Source organism: Lacisediminimonas profundi (assembly GCF_008831265.1).
GTDB lineage: Bacteria > Pseudomonadota > Gammaproteobacteria > Burkholderiales > Burkholderiaceae_D > Lacisediminimonas > Lacisediminimonas profundi.
This window is the reverse complement of the sequence record NZ_VTTH01000006.1, coordinates 23,182-40,190: the sequence shown is the minus strand read 5'-3', so window position 1 is coordinate 40,190 and position 17,009 is coordinate 23,182. Positions and strand designations below refer to the sequence as shown.

14 protein-coding genes are annotated in these 17,009 nt (G+C 63.4%); 13 read left to right on the top strand and 1 reads right to left on the bottom strand.

Annotated elements, in window-relative coordinates; translation table 11 throughout:
* The 11 genes from mraY to lpxC all read left to right on the top strand — a co-directional run bounded on the left by mraY (window position 1) and on the right by lpxC (window position 12,526).
* Window positions 1-1,170, top strand: coding sequence for a phospho-N-acetylmuramoyl-pentapeptide-transferase (gene mraY / locus FVE66_RS16500; protein WP_151448572.1), 1,170 nt, complete (start codon window positions 1-3; stop codon window positions 1,168-1,170).
* Window positions 1,170-2,666, top strand: a complete 1,497-nt coding sequence (gene murD / locus FVE66_RS16495) for a UDP-N-acetylmuramoyl-L-alanine--D-glutamate ligase (RefSeq protein WP_151448571.1) — start codon at window positions 1,170-1,172, stop codon at window positions 2,664-2,666. The genes mraY and murD overlap by 1 nt, the downstream gene beginning before the upstream one ends.
* A gap of 71 nt (window positions 2,667-2,737) precedes the next feature.
* A complete protein-coding gene (gene ftsW / locus FVE66_RS16490; protein WP_241673264.1) occupies window positions 2,738-3,871 on the top strand; it encodes a putative lipid II flippase FtsW in 1,134 nt (377 codons plus the stop codon).
* A gap of 32 nt (window positions 3,872-3,903) precedes the next feature.
* Window positions 3,904-4,980, top strand: a complete 1,077-nt coding sequence (gene murG, locus FVE66_RS16485; protein WP_151448569.1) for an undecaprenyldiphospho-muramoylpentapeptide beta-N-acetylglucosaminyltransferase — start codon at window positions 3,904-3,906, stop codon at window positions 4,978-4,980.
* The gene (gene murC, locus FVE66_RS16480) at window positions 4,977-6,392 is read left to right on the top strand and encodes a UDP-N-acetylmuramate--L-alanine ligase (RefSeq protein ID WP_151448568.1); all 1,416 of its coding nucleotides are present in this window, start codon (window positions 4,977-4,979) and stop codon (window positions 6,390-6,392) included. Before murG ends, murC begins: the two co-directional genes overlap by 4 nt.
* On the top strand, window positions 6,389-7,381 hold the full coding sequence (locus FVE66_RS16475; RefSeq protein ID WP_151448567.1) for a D-alanine--D-alanine ligase: 993 nt from the start codon (window positions 6,389-6,391) through the stop codon (window positions 7,379-7,381). Before murC ends, FVE66_RS16475 begins: the two co-directional genes overlap by 4 nt.
* Window positions 7,382-7,387: 6 nt before the next feature.
* On the top strand, window positions 7,388-8,155 hold the full coding sequence (locus FVE66_RS16470) for a cell division protein FtsQ/DivIB (RefSeq protein ID WP_151448566.1): 768 nt from the start codon (window positions 7,388-7,390) through the stop codon (window positions 8,153-8,155).
* A gap of 11 nt (window positions 8,156-8,166) precedes the next feature.
* Window positions 8,167-9,399: a cell division protein FtsA gene (ftsA, locus tag FVE66_RS16465; RefSeq protein ID WP_151448565.1), complete on the top strand. Its 1,233-nt coding sequence runs from the start codon at window positions 8,167-8,169 to the stop codon at window positions 9,397-9,399.
* Between the two features lie 93 nt (window positions 9,400-9,492).
* Window positions 9,493-10,698 (top strand): cell division protein FtsZ, encoded by a 1,206-nt coding sequence (gene ftsZ / locus FVE66_RS16460; RefSeq protein WP_151448774.1) that lies wholly within the window; start codon window positions 9,493-9,495, stop codon window positions 10,696-10,698.
* Window positions 10,699-10,855: 157 nt separating this feature from the next.
* Entirely contained in the window at window positions 10,856-11,359 is a 504-nt protein-coding gene (locus FVE66_RS16455; protein ID WP_151448564.1) for a peroxiredoxin, read from the top strand.
* 234 nt (window positions 11,360-11,593) lie between these two features.
* Window positions 11,594-12,526, top strand: coding sequence for a UDP-3-O-acyl-N-acetylglucosamine deacetylase (gene lpxC / locus FVE66_RS16450; protein ID WP_151448563.1), 933 nt, complete (start codon window positions 11,594-11,596; stop codon window positions 12,524-12,526).
* 9 nt (window positions 12,527-12,535) lie between these two features.
* On the opposite strand, the gene FVE66_RS16445 is transcribed toward lpxC, so the two are convergent.
* Window positions 12,536-12,913, bottom strand: coding sequence for a DciA family protein (locus tag FVE66_RS16445; protein WP_338325395.1), 378 nt, complete (start codon window positions 12,911-12,913; stop codon window positions 12,536-12,538).
* A 191-nt stretch (window positions 12,914-13,104) separates the two neighbouring features.
* On the opposite strand from FVE66_RS16445, the gene FVE66_RS16440 reads away from it, so the two are divergent.
* On the top strand, window positions 13,105-14,052 hold the full coding sequence (locus tag FVE66_RS16440; RefSeq protein ID WP_151448561.1) for a M23 family metallopeptidase: 948 nt from the start codon (window positions 13,105-13,107) through the stop codon (window positions 14,050-14,052).
* 140 nt (window positions 14,053-14,192) lie between these two features.
* A complete protein-coding gene (secA, locus tag FVE66_RS16435; RefSeq protein WP_151448560.1) occupies window positions 14,193-16,958 on the top strand; it encodes a preprotein translocase subunit SecA in 2,766 nt (921 codons plus the stop codon).
* The last annotated feature ends 51 nt before the right edge of the window (window positions 16,959-17,009 follow it).

The window sequence follows — 17,009 nt, the reverse complement described above, 5'->3', positions numbered from 1 at the left end:
ATGCTGCTATGGCTCGCCAACATGTTCCAGCAGGAGTACGGCTTCCTGCGCGTATTCAACTTCATCACATTCCGCGCGGTGTTCGCGACCCTGACGGCGCTGGCGATCGGATTGTTTTTCGGTCCCGCCGTGATCCGCATGCTGACCCGGCTGAAGGTCGGGCAGGCGGTGCGCACCGACGGGCCGCAGACCCACCTGGTCAAGTCCGGCACGCCGACCATGGGCGGCGCGCTGATCCTGATTGCGATCGCCGTGGCGACCGTGCTCTGGTGCGACTGGAGCAACCGCTTCATCTGGCCGGTAATTCTGGTGACCTTCGGATTCGGCGCGATCGGCTGGGCCGATGACTATCGCAAGGTGGTCCACAAGGACCCGAAAGGCATGCCGTCCAGGGAGAAATACTTCTGGCAGTCGCTGATCGGCTTGATCGCGGCCTTTTACCTGGCATTTTCCGTCTCGGGCGAGACCAATATCAAAGTCTGGCAATTGTTCATGGCCTGGGTGCAATCAGGCTTCAGCATGGACCTTCCGCCCAAGGCGGACCTGATCGTGCCCTTCTTCAAGACCATCAGCTACCCGCTCGGCGTATGGGGCTTCATCGCGCTGACCTATTTCGTGATCGTCGGCACCAGCAATGCGGTCAACCTGACTGACGGGCTGGACGGACTGGCGGCGATGCCTACCGTGATGGTCGGGTCGGCGCTCGGCTTGATTGCCTACCTGACCGGCAGCGCGAATTACGCCCGCTACCTGTTCATTCCGCACATACCGGGCGCCGGTGAGCTGCTGATTTTCTGCGGAGCGATGGCCGGGGCCTGCCTGGCCTTCCTCTGGTACAACGCACATCCGGCCCAGGTGTTCATGGGCGATGTCGGCGCGCTCGCGCTCGGCGGCGCCCTCGGCACGGTTGCCGTCATCGTGCGCCAGGAAATTGTGCTGTTCATCATGGGCGGCGTGTTCGTGGTTGAAACCCTGTCCGTCATGCTGCAGGTGGCCTGGTTCAAGTACACCAAGATGCGCACCGGCGTCGGCCGCAGGGTGCTGCTGATGGCGCCGCTGCACCACCATTACGAACAGAAGGGCTGGAAAGAAACGCAGGTAGTGGTCCGTTTCTGGATCATCACCATGATCCTGGTGCTGTTTGGCTTGTCGACACTGAAACTACGCTGATGAATTACGAGGGCAAACAGGTACTCGTGCTCGGCCTCGGTGAATCGGGGCTGGCGATGGCTTGCTGGCTGGGGCGCTGCGGCGCCCGGTTGGTGGTCGCCGATACGCGCGAGGCGCCGGCGCGCCTGGAGCAGTTGCTGCAGGCCGTGCCGGAGGCTGTCTTCGTCAGCGGCCCATTCAGCCCCGAACTGCTGGACGGTTGCGACTTTGTCGCTGTCAGCCCGGGGCTGGCGCCCGGCAATGAACTGGCGGACATCATCCCCGCCGCGCAGGAACGCAGCCTGCCCTTGTGGAGCGAGATCGAATTGTTCGCGCAGGCGCTGCAGGCGCTGCGCGAGACCCGTGAATACCAGCCCAAGGTGATCGCCATCACCGGCACCAATGGCAAGACGACCGTGACCAGCCTGACCGGCTTGTTGTGCCGGCGTGCCGGATTGTCGGTGCAAGTGGCGGGCAACATCAGCCCGGCTGCGCTTGATGTGCTGCGCAGTGCGCTCGACGCCGACGAGCTGCCGCAAGCATGGGTACTCGAACTGTCCAGCTTCCAGTTGCATTTCACCGCCAGCCTGCAAGCCGATGTGGCAACCGTACTGAACGTCACCCAGGACCACCTGGACTGGCACGGCAGCCTGGAGGCCTATGCCAGTGACAAGGCGCGCATCTTCGGCGCCGGCACCGTGCGGGTGCTCAATCGCGACGATCCGCTGGTGATGGCGATGGCGTCGCCGCTGGCGCCGGTGCTCACCTTCGGCCGCGACGAGCCGGACCAGCCCGACTGCACCGGCCTGGTCAACGAGAACGGCATGCAATGGCTGGCGTTGGCGAGCGCGGGCGAGTCCGGCGACTCGCGCCCGTCCCGCCGCCGCAAGAAGGAAGTGGAGGAGTTGCCGCTGCTGATCAACCGCCTGATGCCGGCCGACGCCCTGAAAATCCGTGGCACGCACAATGCAATGAATGCGCTGGCCGCGCTGATGCTGTGCCGCGCGGTCGGACTGCCGCTGGCTCCGCTGCTGCACGGCCTGCGCGATTACCAGGGCGAGCCGCACCGGGTGGAGCTGGTGGCTACCATCGGCAGCGTCGGCTACTACGACGACAGCAAGGGCACCAATGTCGGCGCGACCGTGGCTGCGCTGAACGGCATGGGCTCCATGTCCGGCGGCCGCCTGGTCCTGATCGCCGGCGGCGATGGGAAAGGCCAGGATTTCGCTCCGTTGCGCGAGCCAGTTGCACGTTACGTGCGCGACGTCGTGCTGATCGGGCGCGATGGCCCGGCCATCGGCGTGGCGCTGGATGGATCCGGCGTTCCGGTGCATTCCTGCCAGACTCTGGAAGAGGCAGTCGACAAGGCGGCATCCCTGGCCCAGCCGGGAGACGCCGTGCTGATGTCGCCGGCCTGCGCCAGCTACGACATGTTCCGCAGCTACTTGCACCGGGCCGAAGTGTTCGTCGACGCAGTGCGCGAACTGGGCTTGTCGCGCGGGGAGGTGACCGGATGAAATTCCTTTCCGCATTGCTGCCAGGCGCCGGGACCCCCGGCCAGGTGCACGTCCAGTCCCAACGCTCACGCATGATGGAATATGACCAGCCCCTCGTCTGGGTCACCGTGTTGCTGATGCTGTTCGGCATGGTGATGGTCTATTCGGCCTCGATCGCGCTGCCGGATTCGCCGAAATACGCAGGCTACAAGAGCACTCATTTCCTGATGCGCCAGGCAATCTTCATCGTTGTGGCACTGGTCGCCAGCCTGATGGCGTTCCGGATCCCGGTCAAGACCTGGCAAAAGATGGCACCCTATCTGTTCGTCCTTACCCTGGTGCTGCTGGTGCTGGTGCTGGTCCCTGGCGTGGGTAAGGGCGTCAACGGCGCTCGCCGCTGGTTGTCGCTCAAATTCATGAATGTGCAGCCGTCGGAGTTGATGAAGCTGTTCGTCGTGCTGTATGCCGCTGACTACACCGTGCGCAAGCAGCAGTTCATGCACAAGCTGACCAAAGGCTTCATGCCGATGACTGCCGCAATCGGCTTCGTCGGGTTGCTGCTGTTGCTGGAGCCCGACCTCGGCGCATTTGGCGTGATCGTCTGCATCGCCATGGGCATCCTGTTCCTGGGCGGGATCAACGGCATCTGGTTCGGCGGCATCGGCGCTACCCTGGTCGGCATATTCACCATGGTGATCGTGCTCTCTCCATGGCGGCGCGAGCGCATCTTCGCCTATCTCAATCCGTGGCAGGAAGAGAACGCGCTGGGCAAGGCCTACCAGCTTTCACATTCACTGATCGCGTTCGGACGCGGGGAAATATTCGGCGTCGGGCTGGGCGGCAGCGTCGAGAAACTCCACTACCTGCCGGAAGCGCATACCGATTTCCTGCTGGCGGTGATCGGCGAAGAGCTCGGCTTTGTCGGCGTGCTGACGGTAATCCTGATGTTCTACTGGATCATCAAGCGCGCCTTCGAGATCGGCCGCCAGGCGATTGCGATCGACCAGACCTTTGCCGGGCTGACGGCCAAGGGCATCGGCATCTGGATCGGCGTGCAGGCTTTCATCAACATGGGCGTGAACCTGGGGCTGCTGCCGACCAAGGGCCTGACCCTGCCCTTGATGAGTTATGGCGGCACTGGCGTGCTGATCAATTGCGTCGGGCTGGCGATCCTGCTGAGGATCGACTACGAGAATCGCCTGCTGATGCGCGGAGGCCGCGTATGACGGAAATGGTCAAGCCGATGATGCAGCCGACCATGAAGCGCCTCCTGATCATGGCAGCGGGAACCGGCGGTCACATCTTCCCGGGACTCGCCATCGCCGAGACGATGAAGTCGCGCGGCTGGGAAGTGTCGTGGCTGGGCACCACCCACGGCATGGAGCAGGACATCGTCCCGCGCCACGGCGTTGATATGGATTCGATCGAGTTCAGCGGACTGCGCGGCAAGGGCTGGAAGCATACGGCCACCGGCGTGTTCAGGTTGATTGCCGGCTTTGCTGCCTGCCTGGGCATCCTGCGCCGCCGCGATCCCGATGTCGTGCTTGGCATGGGCGGCTATGTCACCGTGCCCGGCGGCCTGATGGCCAGGGTGCGCGGCGTTCCGCTGGTGCTGGTGAATGCCGACGCCGCGCTGCTGCTATCCAACAAGGCCTTGCTGCCCGTCGCGCAGCGGGTGCTGTTCGGCTTTCCTGCCGACTTCGGCAGTGCTGCGTCCAAGGCCATCGTCACCGGCAATCCGGTGCGCAAGGAAATCATGGCGTTGCCGCTGCCGGCGGCTCGTTACGCTGGCCGCAGCGGCCCACTGCGGCTGTTGGTCATTGGCGGCAGCTTGGGCGCGAAGGTGCTCAACGACACGCTGCCCAAGGCGCTGGCCTTGCTCCCGGCCGGGCAGCGGCCGCTGGTGGTGCACCAATCCGGCAAGCAGCATATCGACGTGCTGCGCGCAGCCTACCGCGACTGCGGCGTGGAGGCCGAAGTGGTCGATTTCATCGATGACATGCCGCGCCGCTACAGTGAGGCCGATCTCGTGATCTGCCGCGCCGGCGCCATTACCGTATCCGAACTGACTGCCGCCGGCGTGGCCAGCGTGCTGGTGCCGCTGGTCGCGTCGACCACATCACACCAGCGCGACAACGCGCAGTGGATGGCGGCGCAAAACGCGGCGATCCACCTGCCGCAATCCGAATTGAATCCCGAGCACCTGGCGGCTCTGTTGCGCGGCATGACGCGCGACACCTGCAGCCAGTTGGCGCAATCGGCCTGGGAACAGGGCCGTCGCGACGCCAACGAGGCGATTGCCAGGGTGCTCGAAGAACTGGCGAAAAAGTCATGAAGCACAAAGTAAAGAATATTCATTTTGTCGGCATCGGCGGCTCCGGAATGAGCGGCATTGCCGAGGTATTGCTCAATCTCGGCTATGGCGTGTCCGGATCCGACCTGTCCAGCAATGCTGCCACCCGACGGCTGGCGTCGCTCGGTGCGCGTGTCATGTCCGGCCATGAGGCGGGCAACGTCGATGGTGCGGATGCGATCGTCACCTCCACCGCGGTCAAGGCCGACAATCCGGAAGTGATGGCGGCCCGCGCGCGCCGGATTCCGATCGTGCCACGCGCGATCATGCTGGGCGAGTTGATGCGCCTGAAAAGCGGCATCGCGATCGCCGGGACGCACGGCAAGACCACGACCACCAGCCTGGTCGCCAGTGTGCTGGCAGAAGGCGGCATGGATCCGACATTCGTGATCGGCGGCCGCCTCAACAGCGCCGGCGCCAATGCCAAGCTCGGCACCGGCGACTTCATCGTCGCCGAAGCCGACGAGTCGGATGCGTCGTTCCTGAACCTGTCGCCGGTGATCGAGGTGATCACCAACATCGACGCCGACCACATGGAGACCTACGACCACAGCTTCGCCAAGCTGAAGCAGGCCTTCATCGAGTTCACCCAGCGACTGCCTTTCTATGGCGTGGCGATCATCTGCGTGGACGATCCGAACGTGCGCGAGATCATGCCGTTCATCTCCAAGCCAGTGGTCACCTACGGCTTCGATCCGCAGGCCGAGGTGCGCGCCGTGGACGCCAGCGCGGTGAACGGGCAGATGCACTTCACCGTCAAGCAGGACGGCTATCCGGACATGGCGGTCGAATTGAACCAGCCCGGCATGCACAATGTGCAGAACGCCTGCGCTGCGATTGCCATTGCGCGCGAGATCGGCGTGCAGGACAGCGCCACGCAGAAGGCGCTGCGCGAATTCAACGGTGTCGGCCGCCGTTTCACCCGCCACGGCGACATCCGGATTGTCTCCGCCGACGGCGGTGATCGCGGCAGTTTCACGCTGGTGGATGACTATGGCCATCACCCGGTCGAGACGGCGGCAACGCTGGCGGCGGCGCGCGGCGCCTATCCCGGACGGCGCATCGTGCTGGCATTCCAGCCGCACCGTTATACCCGGACGCGCGACTTGTTCGAGGACTTCGTCAAGGTGCTTTCCAGCGCCGATGCGCTGGTGCTGGCGGAGGTCTATGCGGCTGGCGAGCAGCCGATCGTCGCCGCTGACGGACGCGCGCTCGCGCACGCGCTGCGGGCGGCGGGCAAAGTGGAGCCGGTCTTCGTCGAGAATATCGCCGACATGCCGGACACCATCATGAATGTCGTGCGTGACGGCGACGTCGTCGTCACGATGGGAGCCGGTTCGATCAGCGCGGTGCCCGCGCACCTGGCGACCTTGTCCGGAAAGGAGGCGCCATGAGTGCTCTCGATGCGGCAGGATTTGGCAAGGTCGGCGTGCTCTATGGCGGCCGCTCGGCAGAGCGCGAGGTGTCGCTGATGTCGGGAAGCGGCGTGCTGAAGGCCTTGCGTGACAAGGGAGTGGACGCGCACGGCTTCGATCCGGCGCAGCGCAGCCTGGCCGAACTGGCGGCCGAGAAATTCGATCGCGTGTTCATTGCGCTGCATGGCCGCTACGGCGAGGACGGCACGCTGCAGGGCGCGCTCGAGCAATTGGGGATTCCCTATACCGGCTCCGGCGTGATGGCATCGGCCATTGCGATGGACAAGATCATGACCAAGCGCATCTGGGCCAGCCAGGGCTTGCCGACGCCGCCATTCGCGGAACTCGACAGCGCGAGCACGACCGATGCCGACCTGGAGCGGGTCGCCGCCCGGCTCGGCATGCCGCTGATGCTCAAGGCGCCGCATGAGGGTTCGACCATCGGCATCAGCAAGGTCAGCGCACCGGCCGAGATGCGTGCCGCGTTCGACGACTGTGCTCGTTACGACGAGACACTGCTGGCCGAGGCCTTCATCAGGGGGCGGGAGATTACGGTGCCGGTGATCGGGCGCGGACGCAGTGCCCATGCGCTGCCGGTGGTGGAGATCCGTGCGCCGGAAGGCAATTACGACTATCACAACAAGTATTTCAGCGACGAAACCAAATACCTCTGCCCCGCGCCATTCAGCGCGGAGGTGACGGCGCAGGTGCAGGAACTGGCAGTGCGCGCCTTCAATGCCCTGGGCTGCAGCGGCTGGGGTCGGGTCGACTTCATGCTGCGCGAGGGCGACGACGCGCCTTATCTGCTGGAGATCAATACATCGCCCGGCATGACCGGACATTCGCTGGTGCCAATGTCGGCCCGGGCCGCCGGCGTCAGCTACGAGGACCTGTGCGTCCGGATCCTGGCGATGGCACGGCTGGATTCGCATCCGGGGCCGACGCCGGACATCAAGGGAGAGGCCTGACCCGACATGTGGAACGACATCAAATTGCTGAATGCGATGGCCAGTGCGCTGGTGGCGGCAACGCTGCTGGCCGTGCTGGGTGCTGGCCTGTGGTGGGTCGCGCATCGGCCGGCATTCACATTGAAGTCGATCCGGGTCGAAGGTGTTTCGCAGGCGCCGCTGCGCCATGTCAGCACGTCGACCATACGTGGCACGGCCCTGCCGCGCATCAAGGGAAATTTTTTCACGGCCAACCTGGATTCCGTTCGCTCTGCGTTCGAATCGGTGCCATGGGTGCGGCGCGCAACAGTCCGTCGTGCCTGGCCGAACGGGCTGGTGATCACGGTGGAAGAGCACCAGCCGCTGGGCACCTGGGGCGAGGACGGCCGACTGCTGTCGGTTGCCGGCGATATCTTTACGGCCAACCTTGCCGAGGCTGAAGAGGACGGCGACCTGCCTTCGTTCACGGGGCCGGCCGGCAGTGAAAAGGAAGTGGTGACGCGCTACCGCGATTTCCTGCAATGGTTTCGCAGCGTCAACCTGAAGCCGGCGTCGGTCAGCCTTTCGGGCCGTTATGCATGGTCCGTCAAGCTCAGTAATGGCATGACGGTGGAGTTGGGAAGGGAGCAGACCAGGGATACCTTGAAGGCGCGGGTGGAGCGCCTTGTGAACATCTATCCGCAGCTGGCGGCGCGACTGCAGGACCGTATCGAAAGTGTCGACATGCGCTATCCGAACGGCCTCGCGCTCAAGGCGCACGGGCTGAACCTGAAGCAGGAAACCAAAAAGAAGTGAAGCGATAAAACATGACTAAAGACGCGAAAAACCTGATTGTCGGCCTCGACATCGGCACCTCCAAGATCGTGGCCGTGGTGGCCGAGATCATGCCGGACGGGCGGCATGAGGTGATCGGCCTGGGCCAGCACGATTCCAAGGGATTGAAGAAGGGCGTGGTGGTCAACATCGAAGCCACGGTGGAATCGATACAACGGGCGCTGGAAGAAGCCGAACTGATGGCGGACTGCAAGATCCGCAATGTCTACACCGGGATTGCAGGCAACCATATCCGCAGCTTCAACTCCAGCGGCATGGTCGCGATCAAGGACAAGGAAGTGACCGCGGCCGACGTCGCTCGCGTGATCGAGACCGCCAAGGCGGTCAACATACCGACCGACCAGCAGTTGTTGCACACGGTGCCGCAGGAATTCATCGTCGACAACCAGGAAGACGTGCGCGAGCCGATCGGCATGAGCGGCATCCGCCTCGAAGTGAAAGTGCATATCGTCACCGGCGCCGTGTCGGCCGTCCAGAACATCGTCAAATGCGTGCGCCGCTGCGGCCTGGAAGTGTCTGACCTGATCCTGCAGCCAATGGCTTCTGCCGACGCGGTGCTGACGCCGGACGAGAAGGAACTGGGCGTGGTGCTGGTCGACATCGGCGGCGGCACCACCGACATCGCAATCTTCACCGAAGGCGCGATCCGGCACACGGCGGTGATTCCGATCGCCGGCGACCAGATCACCAACGATATCGCCATGGCCTTGCGTACGCCAACGGCCGAAGCCGAGGAAATCAAGCTGCGCTATGGCATCTGCAAGCAGGTGCTGGCCGATCCGGGCGAGTCGATCGAGGTGCCCGGACTGGGCGACCGCGGTCCGCGAACCCTGTCGCGGCAGGCGCTGGCCGCCGTGATCGAGCCGCGCGTCGAGGAACTCTTTGCGCTGGTGCACCAGGTGGTGCGCGAGTCCGGATACGAGGAAGTGCTGTCGTCCGGGATCGTCCTGACCGGCGGCTCGTCCATGATGCCGGGCATGGTCGAACTGGCAGAGGACATGTTCCTGAAGCCGACCCGCCTGGGCATGCCGGATTACACAGGACAGCTGGCCGATGTGGTGCGCAGCCCGCGCTACGCAACCGTGCTCGGCTTGCTGCAGGAAGCGAAAAAACAGTATCTGCGCGGGCACATCGTGCACCGGCAGCAAGGTTCTGCGACTGCGGTCTGGCAGCGCATGAAAGAGTGGTTCCTGGGGAATTTCTGACAGACGTTTTTTTATTCAACCGCAGCTGGCAGTGGCTAGGCGTCACACCGCGTGATGCCTATCGACTGAAAACTGCACTTAAAGGGGAGCATGATGGAAATTGACATGATCGACAGCGCATCAGGCGGCACCGTCATCAAAGTGGTGGGCGTCGGCGGTGCAGGCGGCAACGCGGTGCAGCACATGATCAACAAGGGCGTGCAGGGCGTGGAGTTCATCTGCGCCAATACCGATGCACAAGCACTGCTGCTGTCCAAGGCGCACAACATCATCCAGATCGGCGACAGCGGACTGGGTGCTGGCATGCGGCCGGCGGTCGGACGGCAGCTGGCTGAAGATTCGCGCGCGCGGATCGAAGATGCCCTGCGCGGCGCGCACATGGTGTTCATCGCTGCCGGCATGGGCGGCGGCACCGGCACCGGCGCAGCGCCGATCGTGGCCGAGATCGCCAAGCAACTCGGCGCACTGACCGTGGCGGTGGTGTCCAAGCCTTTCTCGTATGAAGGGCAGAAGTGCATGGACATCGCCAACGAAGGGCTGGAAGAACTGACTCAGCACGTCGACTCGCTGATCGTGATCCTCAACGAGAAGCTGGAAGAGATCTACGAAGACGACAGCATGATCGACTGGCTGCAGCATGCCGATGACGTTCTCAACAATGCCGTCGCCGGCATTGCCGAGATCATCAACGTCCCGGGCCACATCAACGTCGACTTCAACGACGTCAAGACCATCATGGGCGAGCAGGGCAAGGCCATGATGGGAACGGCAACCGCAGCCGGCGTCGATCGCGCACGGATTGCCGCCGAACAGGCAGTGGCCTCGCCGCTGCTTGACGGCATCGACCTCTCCGGCGCGCGCGGCGTGCTGGTGAATGTCACCGCCAGCCGCAGCCTGAAGGGCAAGGAGATCAAGGAAGTCATGGCCACGGTTCGCGCATTTGCCGCGCCGGACGCCTCGATTGCCCAGGGCATTGCCTATGACGACACCATGGGCGACGACTTGCGCGTGACCGTGGTCGCCACCGGCCTTGGCCGCGGCCGCAAGAACGTGCAACTGGTGCAGACGCCCATGCTGCGCACCGGTACCCATGACCAGCCGATGGCGGTCGGTCACATGCACGGCCAACAGCACGGCCACCAGCAAACCACCGGCGCGCAGCCGGCACAGTCGTTCGAGGGCATGAAAGCGCCGGCAGTATGGCGCCGCGAATCCGCCTCGGATACGGTGCGGGCACTGGAGAAGAACGGAATGGAGACTTACGACATCCCGGCCTTCCTGCGCAAGCAGGCGGACTAAGCCTTTGGGCGGTCCTCCGGAAACGCCGCCTGCGGGCGGCGTTTCCTTTGGTGGCGGGCGCCCTGCACGGAAGCACGAAACACGGCATACTGCCCGCTCGCCGTGCCGCGACAGGCATGGTTCACGCCAATAAAATCGTACTCTGAAAGGAAACGCAATGACCATCAAGGTTGGAGACCGTCTGCCCGACGCTGTGCTGTCCGAATTCATCGAAGTAGAAACCGAAGGCTGCTCGCTCGGCCCGAACAAATTCAATGTGGCTGACCTGGTGAAGGGCAAGAAGATCGCGATCTTCGGCCTGCCTGGTGCGTACACCCCGACCTGCTCGGCCAAGCATGTGCCCGGTTATGTCGCCAAGGCGGCGGAACTGAAACAAAAGGGCGTGGATGAAATCTGGTGCGTGTCGGTCAACGACGCGTTCGTGATGGGGGCCTGGGGCCGTGACCAGAAAGCCACCGGCACCGTGCGCATGATGGCCGACGGCAGCGCCGAACTGACCCAGAAGATGGGCCTGGAACTGGACCTGACCAAGGCTGGCATGGGCGTGCGTTCGAGCCGCTATTCGATGCTGGTCGAGGACGGTGTCGTGACCCGGTTGAACGTCGAGGCGCCTGGCAAGTTTGAAGTGTCGAACGCCGAGACCATGCTGGCGCAGCTTTAAGGATCATGCTGCCCGGGTCGGCATGAAAGCGTGCCGGCCCCGGGCAGGTGCATCTGCATTTTCCAGGGTCCCGCTGGCCCTGGCCGCAGGCACTGCCGTTCAACTTCCGGGGCGAACCTTCACTTCCTCATGGCCCGCCGGGAATGCCGCCGCCGTTCCATTTCCGCTACACGCCACCATTACGCCAGGTAATCTTCGCCCGGGCCGGATTGGCACGGTTGATATAATCGCATCATGCTCAGACAACGAACCATCAAGCAACTGATCAGGACCGTCGGCATCGGACTTCACTCCGGTACCCGGGTCGAACTGACGCTGCGCCCCGCTGCCCCTGATACCGGCATCGTTTTCCGCCGCGTCGATCTCGACCCCGTCGTCGATCTTCCTGCGGCCGCGCTGGAGGTGGGCGACACTCGCATGGCCTCGACGCTGCAAAGGGGCAACGCGAAAGTGTCGACGGTGGAGCACCTGATGTCTGCCTGTGCCGGACTGGGAATCGACAATCTCTATATCGACGTCACCGCCGAAGAAATCCCGATCATGGACGGCTCTGCGTCATCCTTCGTCTTCCTGCTGCAACAGGCGGGACTGGACCAGCAGGATGCGCCGAAAAAATTCATCCGCGTGCTGCGCCCGGTGGAAGTGCGCGAGGGCCAGGGGGCGCAGGAGAAATGGGCCCGGCTGGAGCCTTACGACGGCTTCCGCCTGAAGTTCTTCATCGAATTCAATCATCCTGCCGTCGATGCGACCGGACAGATCGCCGAAGTCGACTTCGCGATGGATTCATACGTGAAGGAAATTTCCCGCGCCCGCACCTTCGGTTTCATGCAGGATGTGGAAACCCTGCGTGGCCTTGGACTGGCGCGCGGCGGCTCGCTGGAGAACGCGATCGTGATGGACGAGTACCGGATACTCAATCCGGACGGTCTGCGTTACGACAATGAATTCGTGCGGCACAAGATACTGGATGCCATCGGCGACCTGTACCTTGTCGGCCATGCGCTGATTGCATCCTACACGGCGCACAAGTCGGGCCACGCAATGAACAACCAGTTGCTGCGGGCGCTGCTGGCACAACCCGACGCCTACGAGATCGTGAGCTTCGAGCATGCGACCGCCCCGACTGCTTACTCGCAGCAAGTCGGGCAGGAGTGGGCGCTCAACTAGGCCGGCTGCTCAGGCTGGCTGGTCGCGCCGATGGCGCCGTATCATCGCCTGCAAAGCGGCGCGCAAACCGTCGTTGTGCGGATTTCTCTCCAGCGATTTTTCAAGTTCGTCCAGGGCGCCGACCGCGTTGCCTGACAGGGCAATGCGCTTCTCCTGCTTTGTCTTTACAGCAACTTGGCCAACTTGCACTTTGAGGCGTATTGAGCTAACCTGCCACCCTCGTTTCAGCAGGCTTTCGCGCAATCTTGGCAGGGTCTGTTTCAGCTTCGCGGCGAGCGCCGCGCTCGGAACCGACAGCACCAGTTGGTCGGATTCGAACAGCAGTACTTCACATGCCTTGAATAGCTCAGGAAGGATGGCGGCGCAGTCTTTTTGCAGTGCTGCCATGCGCGCAACCGTCGGCAAGAGGCTAGCCATCTTGTCATGCGCATTTAGGAAGTCCACAGCACCCAACGACGTGCGCGAGTTCGATGCTCGGGCCGGGCGGGAGTTTTGCTGGTAAGCGGGGAAAGGCGACGGACGTGACATCCGCCAACCTTATCACAGCTCGCCGATGTGGACTGCACCGAGGAATCGCAATGCAAATTATCCTGGTCCATCCGGGCCTGCGCCAGGCTCGCTCGATCACGCTGAAGACCCGCCATCTGGTCGCGCTGTTGCTGCTGTTCATTTCGCTCGTCTGCGCGGCCGGTGCCGGCATCTCCTATTTCGGGCTTCCGCTGCTGGCACGCGCCGGCCTGCCATTCGTGGCCGAAGCCAGCGCCACCCCGGGCGAGGCCGGGCAGAAGGATCGCTACGTACGCGAAAATATCTCGGCGATGGCGGTCAAGGTCGGTGAAATGCAGGCGCAGATGATGCGCCTGGACGCGCTTGGCGAGCGGGTCCAGGGCCTCGCCGGCATCAAGCCGGAGACCTTCAATTTCCGCGAAAAGCCGGGCCGTGGCGGGATCGAGGCGCCGGCCGAGCCGGGCCAGCCCATGACCATGGCCGAGTTCTCGCGTGCGCTCGAACAATTGTCGAAGGAGCTGGAACAGCGCGCCGATTACCTGAATGTCGTTGAAAGCGCGCTGATGCGCGACAAGGTGCAGTTCAAGATGCTGCCGACGGTGCAGCCGGCCAATGTCAGCTACAGCGCCTCCGGTTTCGGCTGGCGCATCGATCCGTTCAATGGCCGGCAGGCATTCCATGGCGGAATCGACTTTCCGGGTCCGGCCGGGACGCCGGTGGTGGCGGCTGCAGGCGGGGTGGTGGTGGCGGCCGAATACCACCCGCAATATGGCAACTTGCTGGAAATTGACCACGGCAATGACATCGTCACGCGTTACGCCCATGCATCGCGGCTGCACGCAAAACTGGGCGATATCGTGCGGCGCGGCCAGCGTGTTGCCGACATCGGATCGACCGGACGCTCGACCGGTGCCCATCTGCATTTCGAGGTGCTGGTCAGGAACGTACACCAGGATCCGCACAAATTCCTCTCTGCCGGCGCAGCAGCCCAGGCGAAACTGTTGTCCGCCAGCCGCTGATTCCCGGGCCGGGCTTGTTTCCCGGCAACCCGCCACAATCTTTACCGGGCATGCCGCGTGATAAAATCAACGGTTTGCTGATACCGACCAATGCGCCGGACAAAGCCTGTCCGGCCGCCTTTTCCCAGGCCCAAACAAGCATGTCATTCCTGACCAAGATTTTCGGCAGCCGTAATCAGCGCCTGCTCAAGCAGTACCAGAAAGCCGTCCGCCAGATAAACGCCCTCGAACCCGAGATGGAGAAGTTGTCGGACGCGGAGCTGCAGGCCATGACGCCGGCTTTCAGGGAGCGGCTTGCCAAGGGCGAGACGCTGGATGCGATCCTGCCGCAAGCTTTCGCCGTCTGCCGCGAGGCCAGCAAGCGCGTGCTGAAAATGCGGCACTTCGACGTGCAGCTGATCGGCGCGATGGTGCTGCATGACGGGAAGATCGCCGAGATGGGAACTGGCGAGGGCAAGACCCTGATGGCGACACTGGCCGCCTACCTGAACGCACTGGCCGGCCGTGGCGTGCATATCGTGACCGTCAACGACTACCTGGCCCAGCGCGATTCTGAATGGATGGGTCGCCTGTACGGCTGGCTCGGACTGACCACCGGCGTCAATACCGCCCAGCTCGATCATGAGCAGAAGCAGCAGGCATATAACGCCGATATCACCTACGGCACCAACAATGAGTTCGGCTTCGACTACCTGCGCGACAACATGGTCTACGAGACCAGCGACCGGGTGCAGCGCAGTTTGCCGTTTGCCATTGTCGACGAGGTCGATTCGATCCTGATCGACGAAGCCCGCACGCCGCTGATCATTTCCGGCCAGGCTGAAGATCACACCGACATGTATCTGAAGATCAACGTCATTCCGCCGCAGTTGACGCAGCAGATCGGCGAAGAGACGCCGGACGGCCGCGGCCAGGTCGAGAAGCCAGGCGACTACCTGAAGGACGAGAAGGCGCACCAGGTGCTGCTGACCGAAGCCGGCCATGAGAAGGCCGAGCAGATCCTGACCAGCATGGGGCTGCTGCCCGAGGGGGCATCGCTGTACGACGCCACCAATATCTCCTTGATTCACCACCTCTATGCCGCATTGCGCGCACATGTCCTGTACCACAAGGACCAGCACTACGTGGTGCAGGACAACGAGATCATCATCGTCGACGAATTCACCGGACGCCTGATGACCGGCCGCCGCTGGTCCGACGGGCTGCACCAGGCAGTCGAGGCCAAGGAAGGCGTCAAGATCCAGAACGAGAACCAGACGCTGGCGTCGATCACGTTCCAGAACTACTTCCGCATGTACGCAAAGCTGTCCGGCATGACCGGCACGGCTGATACCGAGGCCTACGAATTCCAGGAGATCTACGGTCTGGAAACGGTGGTGATTCCGCCTAACCGGCCGAGCCAGCGCAAGGACCGCCAGGACCAGGTCTACAAATCGGCCGAAGAGCGTTACAACGCGGTGGTTGCCGACATCCGGGACTGCTACGAGCGCGGCCAGCCGGTGCTGGTCGGCACCACCTCGATCGAGAACTCGGAACTGCTGTCGTCGATCCTGACGCAGGCCAAGCTGCCGCACAACGTGCTCAACGCCAAGCAGCATGCGCGCGAAGCCGAGATCATCGCCCAAGCCGGCCGGCCCAAGATGATCACGATCGCCACCAACATGGCAGGCCGCGGCACCGACATCGTCCTCGGCGGCAATGTCGACAAGCAGATCCAGCTGATCGAAGCCGACGCATCCCTGAGCGATGCCGACAAGGCACAACGCTCGCAGAAGCTGCGCGACGAATGGCAGTCGCTGCACGAGCAGGTGGTCGCAGCCGGTGGCCTGCATATCATCGGTACCGAGCGCCATGAGTCGCGTCGCGTCGACAACCAGTTGCGCGGACGCTCGGGACGCCAGGGCGATCCGGGATCGTCGCGCTTTTTCCTGTCGCTGGACGATCCTTTGCTGCGCATTTTTGCCGGCGACCGCGTGCGCGCCATCATGGAACGCCTGAAGATGCCGGAAGGCGAGCCGATCGAGGCGGGCATCGTGACGCGCTCGATCGAGTCGGCGCAGCGCAAGGTCGAAGCCCGTAACTTCGACATCCGCAAGCAACTGCTCGAATACGACGACGTCGCCAACGACCAGCGCAAGGTGATTTACCAGCAGCGCAACGAACTGCTCGAGACCGGCGACGTCGGCGAAATGATCGCCAGCCTGCGCGATGGCGTGTTCACCGACCTGTTCCGCGAGCATGTGCCCGCCGATGCAATCGAAGAGCAATGGGACATTGCCGGCCTCGACAGCGTGCTTGCCAACGAGTGGCAGATGAGTATCTCGCTGGCCGCGATCCTGCAAGCAGAGCCGGACCTGAGCGATGACGAACTGCTGGAGCGGGTGCTGGCTGCAGCGAAGCAACTGTACGACACCAAGGTCGAACAGATCGGGCGCGAGTCGTTCGCCGGTTTCGAGCGCAGCGTCATGTTGCAGAGCATCGACAGCCATTGGCGCGAGCACCTGGCTGCGCTGGATCACCTGCGCCAGGGCATCCACCTGCGTGGCTATGCGCAAAAAAATCCGAAGCAGGAATACAAGCGCGAAGCCTTCGAGCTGTTCGGGCAGATGCTGGACCTGATCCGCAACGAAGTGGTGCGCATCGTGATGACGGTTCGGATCGAGTCGCGCGAAGAGATCGAGGCAGCGGAGGAAGAACTCGCACAGCCGCACGTCGCCAACGTGCATTACCAGCACGCCGACTTCAAGCCGGGGCTGGCGCCGGAAGAACTGCTGGCGCCGACCGCCGTGTCCGGGGACGAGCGTGGCCTGACCCAGGTCAATGCGCTGCCCAAGGTGGGCCGCAACGATCCCTGCCCGTGCGGCAGCGGCAAGAAATACAAGCATTGCCACGGCCAGTTGCAGTGACCGGGGCGGGCGGCCGCCGAGAGCGAGCCGCCTCCCCGGCGCGCCCGGCCG

What these genes read in the sequence shown, in the direction of transcription:
- mraY (WP_151448572.1), top strand. Translation starts at nt 1, where the DNA reads ATGCTGCTATGGCTCGCCAACATGTTCCAGCAGGAGTACGGCTTCCTG.
- murD (WP_151448571.1), top strand. Translation starts at nt 1,170, where the DNA reads ATGAATTACGAGGGCAAACAGGTACTCGTGCTCGGCCTCGGTGAATCG.
- ftsW (WP_241673264.1), top strand. Translation starts at nt 2,738, where the DNA reads ATGATGGAATATGACCAGCCCCTCGTCTGGGTCACCGTGTTGCTGATG.
- murG (WP_151448569.1), top strand. Translation starts at nt 3,904, where the DNA reads ATGAAGCGCCTCCTGATCATGGCAGCGGGAACCGGCGGTCACATCTTC.
- murC (WP_151448568.1), top strand. Translation starts at nt 4,977, where the DNA reads ATGAAGCACAAAGTAAAGAATATTCATTTTGTCGGCATCGGCGGCTCC.
- FVE66_RS16475 (WP_151448567.1), top strand. Translation starts at nt 6,389, where the DNA reads ATGAGTGCTCTCGATGCGGCAGGATTTGGCAAGGTCGGCGTGCTCTAT.
- FVE66_RS16470 (WP_151448566.1), top strand. Translation starts at nt 7,388, where the DNA reads ATGTGGAACGACATCAAATTGCTGAATGCGATGGCCAGTGCGCTGGTG.
- ftsA (WP_151448565.1), top strand. Translation starts at nt 8,167, where the DNA reads ATGACTAAAGACGCGAAAAACCTGATTGTCGGCCTCGACATCGGCACC.
- ftsZ (WP_151448774.1), top strand. Translation starts at nt 9,493, where the DNA reads ATGGAAATTGACATGATCGACAGCGCATCAGGCGGCACCGTCATCAAA.
- FVE66_RS16455 (WP_151448564.1), top strand. Translation starts at nt 10,856, where the DNA reads ATGACCATCAAGGTTGGAGACCGTCTGCCCGACGCTGTGCTGTCCGAA.
- lpxC (WP_151448563.1), top strand. Translation starts at nt 11,594, where the DNA reads ATGCTCAGACAACGAACCATCAAGCAACTGATCAGGACCGTCGGCATC.
- FVE66_RS16445 (WP_338325395.1), bottom strand. Translation starts at nt 12,913, where the DNA reads ATGGCAGCACTGCAAAAAGACTGCGCCGCCATCCTTCCTGAGCTATTC.
- FVE66_RS16440 (WP_151448561.1), top strand. Translation starts at nt 13,105, where the DNA reads ATGCAAATTATCCTGGTCCATCCGGGCCTGCGCCAGGCTCGCTCGATC.
- secA (WP_151448560.1), top strand. Translation starts at nt 14,193, where the DNA reads ATGTCATTCCTGACCAAGATTTTCGGCAGCCGTAATCAGCGCCTGCTC.